This is a genomic window from Myroides sp. NP-2 (assembly GCF_014145665.1).
GTDB lineage: Bacteria > Bacteroidota > Bacteroidia > Flavobacteriales > Flavobacteriaceae > Flavobacterium.
Genome location: NZ_JACHTD010000005.1, coordinates 22,860 through 37,854 on the forward strand (window position 1 = coordinate 22,860; position 14,995 = coordinate 37,854).

Annotated in this window: 16 protein-coding genes; 5 read left to right on the forward strand and 11 right to left on the reverse strand. The window is 39.0% G+C overall.

The genetic code is table 11. The features are described from left to right. Positions 1 to 7 precede the first annotated feature (7 nt). Positions 8 to 823, reverse strand: coding sequence for a helix-turn-helix domain-containing protein (locus H4K35_RS06435; RefSeq protein ID WP_182626567.1), 816 nt, complete (start codon positions 821 to 823; stop codon positions 8 to 10). A 24-nt stretch (positions 824 to 847) separates the two neighbouring features. After that, positions 848 to 1,126, reverse strand: a complete 279-nt coding sequence (locus tag H4K35_RS06440) for a (2Fe-2S) ferredoxin domain-containing protein (protein WP_182626568.1) — start codon at positions 1,124 to 1,126, stop codon at positions 848 to 850. Between the two features lie 65 nt (positions 1,127 to 1,191). Here H4K35_RS06440 and H4K35_RS06445 point away from each other — a divergent pair, with 65 nt between their 5' ends. Further along, positions 1,192 to 2,274: a DUF3810 domain-containing protein gene (locus H4K35_RS06445; RefSeq protein ID WP_182626569.1), complete on the forward strand. Its 1,083-nt coding sequence runs from the start codon at positions 1,192 to 1,194 to the stop codon at positions 2,272 to 2,274. A gap of 15 nt (positions 2,275 to 2,289) precedes the next feature. On the opposite strand, the gene H4K35_RS06450 is transcribed toward H4K35_RS06445, so the two are convergent. From H4K35_RS06450 to guaA, 5 genes are all read right to left on the reverse strand, one after another. Beyond that, complete coding sequence (locus H4K35_RS06450; RefSeq protein ID WP_182626570.1) at positions 2,290 to 3,594, reverse strand: NAD(P)/FAD-dependent oxidoreductase; 1,305 nt, start codon at positions 3,592 to 3,594, stop codon at positions 2,290 to 2,292. Between the two features lie 324 nt (positions 3,595 to 3,918). After that, the gene (locus H4K35_RS06455; RefSeq protein WP_002985168.1) at positions 3,919 to 4,140 is read right to left on the reverse strand and encodes a DUF3820 family protein; all 222 of its coding nucleotides are present in this window, start codon (positions 4,138 to 4,140) and stop codon (positions 3,919 to 3,921) included. Continuing rightward, a complete protein-coding gene (locus H4K35_RS06460) occupies positions 4,140 to 4,547 on the reverse strand; it encodes an OsmC family protein (protein WP_182626571.1) in 408 nt (135 codons plus the stop codon). Before H4K35_RS06460 ends, H4K35_RS06455 begins: the two co-directional genes overlap by 1 nt. Next, the gene (locus tag H4K35_RS06465; RefSeq protein ID WP_182626572.1) at positions 4,547 to 6,574 is read right to left on the reverse strand and encodes a LysM peptidoglycan-binding domain-containing protein; all 2,028 of its coding nucleotides are present in this window, start codon (positions 6,572 to 6,574) and stop codon (positions 4,547 to 4,549) included. The genes H4K35_RS06460 and H4K35_RS06465 overlap by 1 nt, the downstream gene beginning before the upstream one ends. Before the next feature lie 69 nt (positions 6,575 to 6,643). Then, on the reverse strand, positions 6,644 to 8,170 hold the full coding sequence (gene guaA / locus H4K35_RS06470; RefSeq protein WP_182626573.1) for a glutamine-hydrolyzing GMP synthase: 1,527 nt from the start codon (positions 8,168 to 8,170) through the stop codon (positions 6,644 to 6,646). Positions 8,171 to 8,420: 250 nt separating this feature from the next. Between guaA and gltS the strand changes: the two genes are divergently transcribed. Next, complete coding sequence (gene gltS / locus H4K35_RS06475) at positions 8,421 to 9,626, forward strand: sodium/glutamate symporter (protein ID WP_182626574.1); 1,206 nt, start codon at positions 8,421 to 8,423, stop codon at positions 9,624 to 9,626. Between the two features lie 124 nt (positions 9,627 to 9,750). Further along, positions 9,751 to 9,894 carry a hypothetical protein gene (locus tag H4K35_RS06480; RefSeq protein WP_182626718.1) on the forward strand — a complete coding sequence of 48 codons (144 nt, stop codon included), beginning with the start codon at positions 9,751 to 9,753 and terminating at the stop codon, positions 9,892 to 9,894. Between the two features lie 149 nt (positions 9,895 to 10,043). On the opposite strand, the gene fsa is transcribed toward H4K35_RS06480, so the two are convergent. Together fsa and H4K35_RS06490 are read right to left on the reverse strand one after the other, a co-directional pair. Beyond that, complete coding sequence (gene fsa, locus H4K35_RS06485) at positions 10,044 to 10,700, reverse strand: fructose-6-phosphate aldolase (protein WP_182626575.1); 657 nt, start codon at positions 10,698 to 10,700, stop codon at positions 10,044 to 10,046. Positions 10,701 to 10,782: 82 nt separating this feature from the next. Next, complete coding sequence (locus H4K35_RS06490) at positions 10,783 to 11,592, reverse strand: SDR family oxidoreductase (protein ID WP_182626576.1); 810 nt, start codon at positions 11,590 to 11,592, stop codon at positions 10,783 to 10,785. A 162-nt stretch (positions 11,593 to 11,754) separates the two neighbouring features. Here H4K35_RS06490 and H4K35_RS06495 point away from each other — a divergent pair, with 162 nt between their 5' ends. Next, on the forward strand, positions 11,755 to 12,780 hold the full coding sequence (locus H4K35_RS06495; RefSeq protein ID WP_182626577.1) for a M28 family metallopeptidase: 1,026 nt from the start codon (positions 11,755 to 11,757) through the stop codon (positions 12,778 to 12,780). Continuing rightward, entirely contained in the window at positions 12,749 to 13,069 is a 321-nt protein-coding gene (locus H4K35_RS06500) for a hypothetical protein (RefSeq protein ID WP_182626578.1), read from the forward strand. Before H4K35_RS06495 ends, H4K35_RS06500 begins: the two co-directional genes overlap by 32 nt. Positions 13,070 to 13,090: 21 nt before the next feature. On the opposite strand, the gene H4K35_RS06505 is transcribed toward H4K35_RS06500, so the two are convergent. Together H4K35_RS06505 and H4K35_RS06510 are read right to left on the reverse strand one after the other, a co-directional pair. After that, positions 13,091 to 13,633 (reverse strand): RNA 2'-phosphotransferase, encoded by a 543-nt coding sequence (locus H4K35_RS06505; RefSeq protein ID WP_182626579.1) that lies wholly within the window; start codon positions 13,631 to 13,633, stop codon positions 13,091 to 13,093. Beyond that, positions 13,634 to 14,983 carry an SMI1/KNR4 family protein gene (locus H4K35_RS06510; RefSeq protein ID WP_182626580.1) on the reverse strand — a complete coding sequence of 450 codons (1,350 nt, stop codon included), beginning with the start codon at positions 14,981 to 14,983 and terminating at the stop codon, positions 13,634 to 13,636. It lies immediately after the preceding gene. Between the last annotated feature and the right edge of the window lie 12 nt (positions 14,984 to 14,995).

Sequence of the window (14,995 nt, forward strand, 5' to 3'; positions counted from 1 at the left end):
ACACGATTTAGTGGGAGATAATTCGCAATCGACTACTGTTTAGTACTTCTCTTTCATTATACATCCACTGTTTATCCATAAATGCTTTAGGCGTATAGCCAGAATAGGATTTAAAAAAGCGTCCAAAATGAGCTTGATCAGCATACCCTAGCGCATAAGCCAGTTCAACAATTTTTATATCTGGTTGTTTTTGCAAGTGATAGGCTGCCTGTTGAAACTTGAGCAACTGTTTATAGGCTTCAAAACTCAAGCCTACATACGCTTTAAAATCACGTTGAAACTTGCGAGTAGAGACGCGGTAGATTTGAGCCACTTGCTGGCTAGAAGAATTGAAATACGCCTCAAAATTAGCGATTATCGGAATGACAGATGGAAGGTGCTCTCGACAGAGAAAAGCGCTGAAATAGGCATTAAAATAAGAAATAAAGGAGGTATAATCGGTAAGCTCTAGCAGGGGATCAATGCTTAAATCGAGAAAGAAGTCTTGCGCGTCCAAACAGCAGTCTGTTAGGGTGGAGGCATCCATTCCTGTCATTTGCTTCAAGGCATAAGGCTGAAATTGAATCCCAAAAAACAAAGTGTCCGCTGCACATGCATTCAAGCAGAATCCCTTAGATTTTTGTCCGTAGAGAAAACACAGCGGCAAAGCCTCAGTTCCTCTAAACAAACCTGAGGTTCCTTGTACATGTTGAAGGATTAAACCGGGATATCCGTCAGAAAAAATACGATAGTTTGGATGTTTGGCACAGGCTGCATCAGCATACCAATAACTTTTAATCAAAAAGCGCAGATGAGGAGGAGGATCAAACAGTTGTATATTCATCGCTACAGGAGTTAAACGATAAATTTAAGAAGATAATACAGCGCTAGAAACGTATTTTTCGAATATTTTTTTTGCTTTTTTCTTCGTCACCTCTTTTTTATAGGTATCGTGTTCAGAAAGATAGACTACAGGGGCCTTTTTACACATGCCTTGACATTTCATTTTACACAAGGCATAATCAGCTTCCATTCCGCTTTCTGCGAGCAGGTCTGCAAAGCAAGCTTTGGCTTCTTCATTGTAGCGGCAACATTTTTTTCCATCGCAAACGAAGATTGTTCGCTCTCCTTTCTTAACTTTACTCATCTGACCAACATTTGTTGCAAATATATGGTTATATTTATCTATTCTAAATAAATTTTTAGTTAAAAATGCGCCCAATAAAAGTAAGATACTACCTTTTCGGATTTGTTATATTCTTGATACTAAAAAACATACTAACAACGAATCCCCAATGGGTTGAGCAATACTATACACAGGGAGTTTATAGGTTTTACTTGCGTATCATCACGGCTTGCACCAACCTCTTCCCTTTTTCCGTAGGTGATGTACTCTACTTTGGTGTAGGGGTATTTCTCTTGTGGAAGATCCGTCAAATATGGAAGAAACACCCTCAGTTCAACAAGCGAATGCTCGCCTATGGGGGGTTAGTTGTCAAAAGTTGTTTGCTCTTTTACATGGCCTTTACCTTGTTATGGGGATTAAACAACTACAGTCTTCCTCTAAGCACACAACTCGACCTACAGCAAGGGTATTCCAAAGAAGAACTTCTGGATTTAACCCAGCAGTTGATAGGAGCGACAAATGATTTACAGCTGACCATTACCCGTGATACCCTCACCCCTGTTGTGATTCCTTTTGATAAAAAACAAATGCTAGCAGATGCCGAGCTTGGCATACAATCCTTGAGTAGATCTACCCAATGGTTTGCGTATGACAACCAAAAAGCCAAAGGATCTTTGTACAGCTTGCCTCTTACTTATATGGGGTTTTCAGGTTATGTCAATCCGTTTACGCTCGAAGCACAGGTCAATACCAAAATTCCCGCATCTACTTTTATCGTCACTTCTTCCCATGAAATTGCGCATCAAGTGGGGTATGCCAAAGAGAGTGAGGCTAATTTTATCGGTTTTCTGGCAGCAAAACAACAGCAAGACCTTCGCTATCAGTATTCGGCTCATATCTTTGCCCTGCGCTATTGCCTCAAAGCGCTTGAATCAGAACAAACAGAAGAAGAATTCAACGCCATATGGCAAAGTATACACCCTGGTGTACATACCAATTTAATGGAGAATACGCTGTTCTGGCAGTCGTACAAATCAACTACCGATGCCGTATTCAAATTCATCTACAGCAACTTTTTGAAAATCAATAATCAAAAAGAAGGCATACGCTCTTACAACAAATTCATTGATCTCTTGATACACTACAATAAAAAAGAGCCTATTTTCTAAACAGGCTCTTTTAATTTATTCATCTTTGCTTCTAAAGCTTTCTTCATTTCTTCTCTTATACGGACGTACGATTAAACGCGCTTGACGATCAAACATCAAATAGTTATACATCCAGTTCCAGAACACCAAGAATTTATTTCTAAATCCGATCAAAGACATCAAATGCACAAACATCCATACAAACCACGCAAAGAATCCACTGAAATGGAAGTTTGGTAAATCCACTACGGCTTTATTTCTACCAATGGTCGCCATAGATCCTTTATCGTTATACGCAAATTTCTTTAGTGGTTTTCCGTCTCTCAACTGAATTAAATTCGTCGCTAATAACTGTCCTTGTTGAATCGCAGGCTGTGCCATCATCGGATGTCCCATTGGCGATTTCTCTGTAATCATCGCTGCTACATCACCGATGGCAAAAATATCTGTAAATCCTTCTACTTGGTTGTATTCATTTACTTTTAATCGATTTCCTCTTTGAATCACATCAGCCTCAAATCCATCGATCACAGCTCCCATTACACCTGCTGTCCAAATCACTGTTTCGGCTTTAAATTCTCTTCCTGATTTGGTTACCACTGTCTTGCCGTCGAAATCTGTTACAATTTCATTGACCCAAACATTCACACCTAGTTTTTCTAAAAATTCTTGTGCTCGACTCGAAGACTTGTCTGACATGGCATCCAGCACTTTAGTCCCCCCTTGGATGACATTAATCTCCATTTGGCGGATATCTAAATCGGGATAGTCTTTGGGCAACACGTGTTTCTTCATCTCAGCTAAAGCACCTGCAAGCTCCACTCCTGTTGGTCCTGCCCCTACAATAACGAAATTCATCAACGCGCGTTTTTCCTTTTCATCATTAGTCAATAGCGCTTCTTCAAAGTTTTCCAACACCAAACTCCTGATATTCAACGATTGTGGAATCGTTTTCATCGCCATACTGTTTTGTTGAATGGCTTTGTTGCCGAAGAAATTGGTTTTAGATCCCGTTGCAATGACTAAATAATCAAAAAATATAGTTCCGATATCGGCAATAACTTTTTTGTTTTCCGTATCAATACGCTGTACTTGGGCAACGCGAAAGAAAATACCTTCATAATTCTGAACCACTTTTCGGATCGGAAACGCAATAGAACCCGACTCCAACCCTCCTGTAGCTACTTGATACAGCAACGGTTGAAACGTGTGATAATTGTGTTTGTCTAATAGTACGACCTGAAAATTTTTGTTCTTCAATTTTTTAGCTAATGCTAATCCACCAAATCCACCTCCAATAATTACTACTCTCGGGCGATTCGATGTAGGAATATTCATCATAACTACGCTATTTTATATGACAAATTTACGACTATTTATCAAGTTTTGCGTTTCCCATTGCCACTTCTTCAACAATCCGAATATTATATTTTATTATCTACACAAAAAATAAGGCTTATTCCTATTTAATCGACAAAAAAAGAGCATTAAATTATCGATTCAGAAAAATTAACGAGAATAAACGCCCTTTTTTACATTTAGGAAAAAAAGTGGTTTAAAGAAAAAATTAACACTCTCAGCCCTTTATTTTCCGCGCTTTTCATCCCATTCACTCCTAAGAATAGCCACAAAAAAAAACTGACCTCAAGGTCAGTTTTACTTCGTTTAAAAGTTGTTTCGAATGTTTCGAATCAACGGTTCAAGTCCATTTAATTTTAACTCGTATACCAAGGCCAATTGTTGCCCTAATTTTCCTTTTGGAAAGCCTTTGTTGTGATACCAAACCACGTAATATTCAGGCAAATCGATCAAGTACTTTCCTTCGTATTTACCAAAGGGCATTTTGGCCTTCGCCAATTCAATCAGCTCTTTTTGATTGTCAAGCATTACTTTTGCGTCCAATTAAAGGTTACCACTTTTTCGATTTCTGGATGTAAACTCAACAATACAGGACAATGCATCGCTACGCGTTCTAAGATAGTGCGTTGCTTGTCATCTGCCGTACTGACCATGGCGATATGCAAGGTAATCTTCTTGATTCGCCTTGGATCTGCTTGCATCTCCTTATGCACTTCAATGGTTGATCCTACAATATCTACGCCCATTTCATTGGCTTTAATCCCCATAATGGTCATGGCACAAGATCCTGCTGCATTGGTAACCATATCCGTCGGAGAAAAAGCTTGCCCCTTTCCGTGGTTGTCCACCGGTGCATCCGTGATGATTTGCTCTCCTGATTGTAGGTGGATGGATACTGTTCGCAAATCGCCTAAATACTCTATTTTTGATAACATTATTCTACTACTTTTACGGTTAAATCATCATTGTATTGTAAGATATATACGCCTTTATTGCGCACTGTTCCCTCTGGGTTTTTGCTGTAAACGAATTTGTTTTCAATTTCTGTAGACTTCATTCCAATAGAACCTGCAAATCCATCGCGTTGGAACATACGCAAAATAACGTCTAAGGTAACGTCATACCCGCGAATAGCAAAGCGATTAGGCATAGTGTTATTCTGTGCTTTGTACGCTCGTGCAAAGGTGGTGTCTAAACTTGTTTCGCTATCTCTAGTAACTGAAGGGAAAGTATAGTGCAAAGCCACTAGGGTTTCTATTTTAATTTCGCTATAGTCGAAGACCTCACTCTTCTCAAAAGAAGCGACCTGAATATCGAATTTATCTGTTTTATTTTTCAACTTATCCGTCAGTAAAAGAGCAGATTCAATACTGTTTGAATCCAGGATAAACGCATTGTTCTTTCCAGCGATTAGCGTTTTGTCAATATCTTTCAACTCTTTTGCGTCAATCACCTTAATATCGGGATAATAGCGCTGCATAAAGCGTTTTGTAGAGGTTTTTTTCTCATCGACAATAACCGTTACTTTGCTGTTATTGTTGATGAGGTGATCCAAAAGTGCCTGTTTCAACACATCGCCATAAGGCATGGTTTGCACCAATTGAGAAGATGGATTCGCTTTTTCATTCGACAAAGGAGAAACCAACACAATATCGCTATTAGGCAATGCTTTTACGGCATCATCTACATTGCTTTGGAAGAATGGACCAATGATTACTTCCGTTTGACTGAAATCCTCTCCTCTCAGGAGGCGTTGAACATCGGAGCTATTTTTGGTTTCATTGGAATCATACACTTTTACAGTAAGCGGTAATCCCATACTCGCTGCTTTGTCAATCGCCAATTTTGCGCCTAGATAAAAATCCATCGTCATATTCAAGAAACCATCAGTCTTCATGCGTTCATTTAGATTATCTCCTAGGCGAGCGGTATTAAAAGGCAATAAAAGCACGAGTTCTTTTGCCGTAGAACGATTCACACTAGCGCTCAAATCGACAAAGGTTCCACTAGGTTCTACATCCCATTTGGTTGTTGATACAGGCGTAGAAGTAGACGTTAATTCCTTGCCTACTTTTAATTCCATGCCAATTTGCAATCCTGTCTTTCTCAATTCAGGATTCATTTCTACCAATTCTTCTACCGATAGGTTGTATTCCTTAGCAATGCTGAAAAGCGTTTGCTTCGGCTCAATGACAATGGTTTGATAGGATACACTCGTTGATGTTTCCGATGTAGTAGGCTTTGTTTCCGCTGTTGTTGTAGTCGTTGTTGAAGCTGTTGCCTTCCCTGTCGTCGGCACTTTTAGGCGCTGTCCGCTTTTTAGCCCATCGCTCAATTCTGGATTTAACTCCATAATTTTTTGCACGCTGGTTTGATATTCTACAGCCAGACTGTACAACGTTTGTCGGGGTTCAATTTCAATTTCTTTATATCCTACTTTGGCTTTATCTAAAGGAGTATCTGCTTTTGTAGCTGGCAACATCACCGTAACATTGGCTGATTGATCAGTTGCTGCAGTGGTTGCAGAAGGAGAAACAAAAAGTTGACTTCCCGCTTTTAATCCATTTCGCTCCAATTCGGCATTCCATTGATACAAGTCTTGTACGCTAACGTTGTACAAACGACTGATGCCAAATACTGTTTCTTTGGGTTGAACGACATGTGTTTTTCTCTTAGAATCGACAACTTGTTGGGTATTCTTTACCGATGTATCTGTATTAGTAGCAGTTTTTGCTTGCGTACTACTAACAGGAACACGAATAAAATCACCTTCTTTGATTCCCGTTTTTGCCTCGGGATTCAACCGCAAAATTTCACTAACCGAAATTTTGTTTTCACGGGCAATTTTGCTAATTGTCTCCCCTTTACTCACGCGATAATTGGTGTAATTTTGCTCTTGAGCGATTGCTATTCCACTGGTAAAAATAAACGCTGTTGCAGCTATAACAAGTTTCTTTTTCATCTTAGTAATTTTATAAAAGCGAATAAGTCGCTATACAAATATACAGCGACTTATTTATTTTTCTAATTTTTATTCCCACTCAATTGTTGCAGGTGGTTTAGAACTGATATCATATACCACTCTATTTACCCCTTTCACTTTGTTGATGATCTTATTTGAAATCTCCATCAAGAACTCATACGGTAAGTGTACCCAGTCTGCGGTCATTCCATCTGTAGAAGCTACTGCGCGCAAAGCCACTACTTTTTCATAGGTTCTTTCATCTCCCATTACTCCTACTGAATTCACAGGCAATAGGATTGCACCTGCTTGCCAAACCGAATTGTATAAGCCGTGTTCTTTTAATCCGTTGATAAAGATTGCGTCTACTTCTTGAAGTAAGCTCACTTTTTCTGGAGTGATATCTCCTAAAATACGGATCGCTAAACCAGGACCTGGGAATGGATGACGTCCTAATAACTCCGGATCAATACCCAAAGAAGCACCTACGCGACGTACTTCATCTTTGAACAACATACGCAAAGGCTCCACGATTTTCAACTTCATAAAATCAGGTAATCCTCCAACGTTGTGGTGTGATTTGATCGTTGCTGAAGGGCCTTTTACTGAAATTGATTCAATTACATCTGGATAGATTGTTCCTTGACCTAAGAAGGTAGCGTCTTTAATTAATTTAGACTCATCGTCAAAAACTTCGATAAACACACGCCCAATGGTTTTGCGCTTTGTTTCTGGATCATCTTGACCAGCCAAAGCATCCATAAAACGTTGAGAAGCATCCACTCCTTTCACGTTTAATCCCATTCCTTCGTATTGCTTTAATACGTTTGCAAATTCGTTTTTACGCAACAACCCATTGTTTACGAAAATACAGTGTAAGTTATCTCCAATTGCTTTGCTCAATAAAACAGCTGCAACGGTAGAATCAACACCACCAGAAAGCGCTAAAACTACTTTTTCACTTCCTACTTTTGCACGTAAATCAGCAATTGTTTCATCTACAAAAGAAGCAGGTGTAAAATCTTGTTTTACGCCAGCGATGTCTACTAAAAAGTTTTTTAATAATTGTGCTCCATCCGTTGAATGGTACACTTCTGGGTGAAATTGGATTGCATAGGTTTGCTCCCCTTCAATTTTATAGGCTGCATTGGTCACATCTGCCGTGCTCGCTAATAAAACAGCATTTGTAGGTAAAGCTTTGATCGTATCACTGTGGCTCATCCATACTTGACTGTTTTGTGGAATATCTTTTAAGAAAGGATCCGCTGCAATAAAAGCAAGATTCGCTCTTCCATATTCACGCGTATCAGACGGCGCTACTTCTCCTCCAAAGAAATGAGCTAGATACTGAGCACCATAACATACCGCTAATAAAGGCAATTTACCTTTGATTTGCGTTAAGTCTGGATGCAGCGCTTCTTCTGAACGAACAGAATAAGGACTTCCTGATAAAATTACTGCGTTATACGCTGATAAATCCTCGGGTATACCGTTATAAGGTAGGATCTCGCAGAATATATTTAATTCTCGAACCCTTCTCGCAATTAACTGTGTGTATTGCGAACCAAAATCTAAAATAAGTACATTGTGTTGCATATGCAAAAATAGATATTTCACACAGACTACAAAAAAGTTTTCTCTCATTTTTTTCACTACAATAAAGCCAATGCATTCTGCGAATAAAATAGGAAAATTTAATATTTTCACAGTTTACCCTATATAATACCTAAAAAACAATAAAAAAGCATTTTAGGCGGTACAAAATCACTTGATCTTTACTTATATTTGCGCTATAGGTATACCCGTTATCCCTTGTAACAGAAAGATAAAAATTAAATTTTTCAATATGGAGTTTGGAATTTACGAGACTTTGATGCTAGCTTGTTTGGTCCTTTTACTAGGACATTTTATTGTATCAAAAGTAAAATGGTTACAAAAATACAATATTCCAGAACCCGTAGTTGGTGGATTCCTTGTCGCACTAATTACTTGGGGTTCGCATTCTTTTTTGCAAATGGATTTTCACTTTAACGAGGCCATTCAGCAAAGCATGATGCTTGTTTTCTTTTCGTCGATTGGATTGAACGCTGATTTTTCAAAATTACTGCAAGGTGGAAAATCCTTGATTATATTCTTAATTATTGCGGCTTTATTCATTGTATGCCAAAACTCTCTAGGTGTTATCCTAGCAAAAATACTCAACCTTGATTTGCGCTTTGGCTTGATTGCTGGATCGATTACTTTAACTGGAGGTCATGGAACAGCAGGTGCTTGGGCAGATGATTTTGCCGTTAGTGGTAATCCGCTGTTAGGGGCTAAAGAAATTGGGATGGCTTGTGCCACATTCGGATTAATTTTCGGAGGTTCTATTGGAGGTCCACTAGCTTATCGCTTGCTCAAAAAAAACAACTACAAAGAGATTGATCCTGAAACAATTGAAAAACAAGAAGAAGAACAAGATATTACTAAATCTAAGAACTTCTCTCCTATCAGCTATACAACTATGATGCACACCGTTACAATGGTTGCCATCTGTTTAGTTATAGGACAATGGTTAGCTGATTGGAATGGGCAATATGCATTTAAACTTCCAACCTTTGTTTGGTGTCTGTTTGTCGGACTCATTATCCGAAATAGTTTGACTCATATCTTCAAGTACAAAGTACACAGCAGAAATATCGATGTTGTAGGAAATACAGGTCTATCCATCTTCCTAGCTTGTGCATTGATGTCGCTAAAGTTGTGGTTAATTGTAGACCTAGCTCTCCCTATTTTACTGATTCTACTGATTCAAGTCGTCTTGATGCTTTTCTTTGCAGCATATGTCACTTATCGCTGGATGGGTAAAGATTACGATGCGATCGTCCTGAGTGCTGGACATTGTGGTTTTGGACTGGGAGCTACCGCAACAGCTGTAGCTAATATTCAGGCTGTAACAAATCGATTCGGCCCGTCCTACAAGGCTTTCTTAATTATTCCGCTAGTAGGTGCTTTCTTTATCGATATCATTAATGCGTTGATTTTAAATGTGTTCTTGACTTTTATATCTTAATTATTGATGTGACGATAAGACGATGAGTGATTGAACAAGACCATTTTGCAAACCGAGCAAACATCAATTGAACAAAAGACATATATAAATTAAGTGCAATAAACCGCTCAAAAAATAAAAAACTATGATACAACGAATCATCGCTATTATCGTTATTCTATTGGGAATCTATATGATTTTCCTAGGGATTAAAGCAGATATGCAACCTCCTCTTATTACGGGAATCGGATTTATTCTTATTGGATTTTTATTATTAACCAAAAAGTAAGAAGAGGGTTAATGAGTTTGGAGTGAAAGCAACCTCAAACAAAGCGCGTGAAAGACATAGGACAAAAAATAACGAACAAAAAAACCAACCTCAAAAAGGTTGGTTTTTTTTAGTTTGTATGTTTGTAAATAAGTTTTGTATTGGAAAGGTTATTGATTACCTTTTGCGTAATCCGCTAAGAATTGAGCTAATCCGTTATCTGTTAAAGGGTGTTTCAACAAACCTAAAATTGCAGATAAAGGTCCAGTCATTACATCAGCGCCGATTTTCGCACAATTAACAATATGCATCGTATGACGAACTGAAGCAGCTAAAATTTGTGTTTCATATCCGTAGTTGTCATAAATTTGGCGAATTTCTTCAATTAGCACTAGCCCATCTGTTGAAATATCATCTAATCTACCAATAAAAGGAGAAACATAAGTAGCACCTGCTTTGGCAGCTAACAACGCTTGTCCAGCAGAAAACACTAAAGTAACATTTGTTCTAATACCTTTTGATGAGAAGTATTTACACGCTTTTACTCCTTCTTTCGTCATTGGTAATTTTACGACGATTTGAGGGTGTAAAGCAGCAAGCTCCTCTCCTTCTTTAATCATTCCCTCGTAGTCAATCGCAATCACCTCAGCGCTCACATCACCTTCTACGATATCGCAAATAGCTTTGTAGTGGTTTAAGATGTTTGCTGCACCTGTAATGCCTTCTTTAGCCATTAGCGAAGGATTCGTAGTCACTCCGTCTAATACTCCTAATGCTTCAGCTTCCTTAATTTGATCTAAGTTAGCCGTGTCAATAAAAAACTTCATAAATTTAAACTTAAAATTCTTGTTATGTTGTGTGTCAAAAATACAATATTAATTTGCGTTTACGGCATTCCGTCTCTTTTTTTTAGCCTTTAATTTTGTAGTGATTCATCAGGAGTTTTTCATATCGCTTTCCTGGGAGAATTTTTTTCAAAAACAGTGAAAATTTCTGCATTGGAGCACCTACGACATAGCGTACTTTGGGTTTAGGGGTTTGAATAATCTTGTAAATTGCTTGTGCCATTTCGATAGGATCCCCTCCCTCGTCAACGTGTTCATTCATCATATCCAAGGACATTTTGTAGATTTCTTCATAGGGTGAATTTTCAATTACAGGGGCGTGATAACGACCCGCAGCAATATTGGTAGCAAAATCTCCTGGCGCAACATTGGTTACCTCAACCCCAAATGGCTTTACTTCCATACGCAAGGATTCGGTTATTAGCTCCAAAGCACCTTTTGAAGAAGAATAGTACCCGCGAAACGGCAAGCCCATATAACCCGCAATTGAAGTAACATTGATGATTAAGCCTTTTCTTTGCTTGCGCATCGTTGGTAAAACAGCTTTTATCACTGCAATTGGGCCAAATACATTGGTTTGAAAGTTATTGACAATTTCTGAAGTAGGCACTTCCTCAATGGCCCCCGTAATTCCCACACCGGCATTGTTGATCAGAATATCAATACGACCTTCTTTAGCCACCACCGTTTGAATTGCTTGGGCAATACTCGCTTCATCCCTCACGTCTAATTGTACCAAGGGAAACACAGAAGCAGCTACTCGCTCTGGATTTCTACTGCTTCCATATACTTTAAATCCTTTTTCATGCAGAAAAGTCCCTACTGATTTTCCTATTCCCGATGATCCTCCTGTAATAAAAACTACTTTAGTCATGTTTTCGCTTTGTTTTCAACAAATATAACACAACTACCAATAAAGACAACCGTCCGCCTAGGTTTAAACCGCTAGTGCATTAAAAAACACTGCTGTCTAACAGAAAATTATTAGTATTTTTGGTCCATCTGTACAACTTTTAGTTCTTAAAATAGACCTCACATGAAAAGAAAGATAATACTATCAACCATCAGTATAGTTGCTTTGGGTTTACTGCAATGCCAATCTCCACAAGCCTTGGTCAATCAAGGCCCATCACCTGAAAAAGCGCTGTATTTCAACCGCATTTCTTCTGATTCTATTCAAAAAAGCATGATGGTTTTGACGGCAGATAGTTTAGAAGGCCGCCGAACGGGAGAGCCGGGTCAAAAGAAAGCAGCCCATTTCCTCGCTCAGTACTATAAACAACTGGGAATTGCCATGCCACCTCAGGCGACGAGTTACTTCCAACCTATTCCGGCTTCTTTCATGAGAAATTGGCAAATGCGCTTAAAAGATAGCGAAAATGTATGGGCCTATATCGAAGGCAGCGAAAAACCAGAAGAAGTATTGGTCATTTCTGCCCATTTTGATCATATGGGAATACTGTTAAACAAAATATACTACGGGGCTGATGATAACGGTTCTGGGACTTCTGCGGTCATGGAGATCGCTCGTGTGTTTCAGTCTTTAGTGCAAGAGGGAATTAGACCAAAACGCTCTGTGTTGTTTTTACATTTAACCGGTGAGGAATTTGGACTATTTGGTTCTAAATATTACACAGCGAACCCCATACTTCCTCTGAATCAAACGATTGCCAATTTAAATATTGACATGATTGGCAGACGAAGTGAAGAACATCCCACTACAGCAGACTATATCTTTTTAGTGGGCTCGGACAAGTTGAGTCAGGACCTACACGATATAACAGAAGAGGCGAATAGCGAATCAGTTAACCTTGTTTTAGACTACACCTTTAACGATGATAATGATCCTCAACGCATCTATTACCGTTCGGATCACTATAGTTTTGCTCAGCACAATATTCCTGCTGTATTCTTCTATAACGGGACACATGACGACTATCATTTGCCTTCGGATACATACGACAAAATAGATTTCCCTATTTTGACTAAGAGAACACAATTTATTTTTGAAACCGCTTGGAAATTAGTCAATGCAGAACAGCGACCACAACTCAAAAAATAGCAGTAGAATAAAATGGGCAAAGACGATAGATATTACCCTCTTTGCCCTATGTTTTATCAATTTATTCTTGTGGATCATGCGAGCGTCTTATGTCACCGGTTCCTATACAGGAGTATGGACCACATGGGTTTACCATCACTTGTACACCCCTATGTACTATGGACTTTACATCCTACCCATTGCTTTGGGAATCAGTCAGATCAACCGCAAACTAGCGGTAGATTCATTCGCTTTTTTATCGCTTAAGTCACTGGTTATTACGTATTTTATTATTTTTATTCTGATTTAAAACGCTCAAGCTTAAACAGTACTACTTCGAGATATATCGAGGATCAATATACTCGGTCAACCAAACGCCATTTGCTGAACAATAGAAGAGCAATCCATCCGCTTGCATTTTTCCTGCAAGTATAGTTAGAACCACTACTTTGCCATGACGAGAGCCAACGGCAATCGCTGGTTCTTTATCTGCACTAAGGTGTACATGTTGACGATTCATTTTCTTAATTCCTTCTCCTTTGATGGCAGGCAAAAATCGATCTGCTGTTCCATGATACAAATACATGGGGGGAACTTGGGGTGTAAATTCGAGATCTACCGCAATCGAATGACCTTGATTGGCTCGTATTTTAGTACCATCCTCACTTAGGGTATATCTTTTTTTGTTGTTAGTTTCTACAATTTCATCCAATTCATCCCTTGTAAATACAAGGCGATGTTTGGCACATTTTTGTATCAATTCACCTACATCTGCCCATCCATTCGCATCCAATTGAATACCAATTTTACTAGGTTCGTGTCTTAGTATAAGCGATAAGAACTTTCCAATGCTCTTTTTTCTTTCTTCTTTCATTTAGTTTACTAGATCTGCTATTGTAAGATTTTTTTCTTTTAAGCGATGATTTAAATTTATCATAATGTAATTATCCTCATCTCTGTCTTTGTACTGGTGATATACCGTTTGATAGGCCTGTGTCAATCGGTCATCTTCTACCCCGCTTAAGGCTTGCAAAGCATACAGAACAACCTGATCTTCTTCATCCTGAAGGGCTGCAATAAAAGCAGTTGCGTATTGTTGTTTGTCTGTTGCTTTTCCTAGCGAATAAACCGCCTGACTGCGGATGCCACTCAATGGTGAATAAAGCCCAGGTAAAAGTAAAGTTGGAAAATCGGCTGTTGCTTTTTGGGCGATATAAGTAAAGAAGCGATACGTTTCTTCTTCATCTATCTTATTTTTATAGGCTTCTAAAACGGGTAACCAAGCGGCTTCGTCCGCACCATACCAATGAATGCGTTGCAAGACAAACAAGAGATTTATTTCCACCTCCCTTTCCAAAAACGGAATTGACTCTGGATAGTCAGCTTTGGATAAAACGGAAATCAATTGGTGACGTACAGCCGTTGTCTTCGCCTGAGGTATTGCCTCTTTAAGGGCTTGAACAAGCTGCTTGTCTATGTTTTTCTTGTTGATTAACCCCTCCAAATACGTTAGCTGCTCCTCTTCTTCTGTGCATGTTTGATACGCATTCCATAAAAATTCGGCTGTACCTCCTCTATTGTAAGCAAACCAACCGGCGTTTTCGGCAAGTAAATCACCCGAAATAATTTCATCTAACCAGCGTTCGTACCAATCTAAGAAGTGAGTTTCGAAGGCAAATTGAGGTTTATAATCCTCATTGATATACAGCAGCCTTCCGCGGTGTTCACCATTCAAAACTAAACATGTTGTGATAGCACAACCTTGCGTACCGAGGGGGAGCAATCCACCAAACAAAGGTCCTACAATGGCGTCATAGGCTTCGTCTGATAAGTTATCCTCGTACATTTCACTGGTTCGTGATTTCCATTCCTCATCTGTCATCCTAGGATGCAACAAACAAGGATAAGAGAGGTATCGCTTTCCATCACCAATAGGCAAGTCTTCTACCCCCTCTCCAAAAGGATAGATCCCATAGTAAGGTCCTGCAGCACTGCCCATATAGGCTTCTTCTTGTGTATTGCCATTGCCAATTTGAGTAAGGAAGGCAACATAAGCTTCTGGCAATTCAACGCCATACTGCTTTTCAAAAGCTGTTATCTCTTGATGGCTGATACACCCTCCTATTTGATATTCATGTGAATCTGCACCAAACACCTCCCGTTCCTTGTCATAGGATTCAATTGTGGCTAATTTTTCTTTTATTCTATTTACTTGTATATCCAATGGTGTGTATTG

Coding starts and splice junctions, on each gene's coding strand:
- H4K35_RS06460 (WP_182626571.1), bottom strand. CDS start 4,547: ATGTTATCAAAAATAGAGTATTTAGGCGATTTGCGAACAGTATCCATC.
- H4K35_RS06495 (WP_182626577.1), top strand. CDS start 11,755: ATGAAAAGAAAGATAATACTATCAACCATCAGTATAGTTGCTTTGGGT.
- H4K35_RS06480 (WP_182626718.1), top strand. CDS start 9,751: ATGATACAACGAATCATCGCTATTATCGTTATTCTATTGGGAATCTAT.
- H4K35_RS06505 (WP_182626579.1), bottom strand. CDS start 13,633: ATGAAAGAAGAAAGAAAAAAGAGCATTGGAAAGTTCTTATCGCTTATA.
- gltS (WP_182626574.1), top strand. CDS start 8,421: ATGGAGTTTGGAATTTACGAGACTTTGATGCTAGCTTGTTTGGTCCTT.
- H4K35_RS06490 (WP_182626576.1), bottom strand. CDS start 11,592: ATGACTAAAGTAGTTTTTATTACAGGAGGATCATCGGGAATAGGAAAA.
- H4K35_RS06455 (WP_002985168.1), bottom strand. CDS start 4,140: ATGCTTGACAATCAAAAAGAGCTGATTGAATTGGCGAAGGCCAAAATG.
- H4K35_RS06450 (WP_182626570.1), bottom strand. CDS start 3,594: ATGATGAATATTCCTACATCGAATCGCCCGAGAGTAGTAATTATTGGA.
- fsa (WP_182626575.1), bottom strand. CDS start 10,700: ATGAAGTTTTTTATTGACACGGCTAACTTAGATCAAATTAAGGAAGCT.
- H4K35_RS06435 (WP_182626567.1), bottom strand. CDS start 823: ATGAATATACAACTGTTTGATCCTCCTCCTCATCTGCGCTTTTTGATT.
- H4K35_RS06500 (WP_182626578.1), top strand. CDS start 12,749: ATGCAGAACAGCGACCACAACTCAAAAAATAGCAGTAGAATAAAATGG.
- H4K35_RS06465 (WP_182626572.1), bottom strand. CDS start 6,574: ATGAAAAAGAAACTTGTTATAGCTGCAACAGCGTTTATTTTTACCAGT.
- guaA (WP_182626573.1), bottom strand. CDS start 8,170: ATGCAACACAATGTACTTATTTTAGATTTTGGTTCGCAATACACACAG.
- H4K35_RS06440 (WP_182626568.1), bottom strand. CDS start 1,126: ATGAGTAAAGTTAAGAAAGGAGAGCGAACAATCTTCGTTTGCGATGGA.
- H4K35_RS06445 (WP_182626569.1), top strand. CDS start 1,192: ATGCGCCCAATAAAAGTAAGATACTACCTTTTCGGATTTGTTATATTC.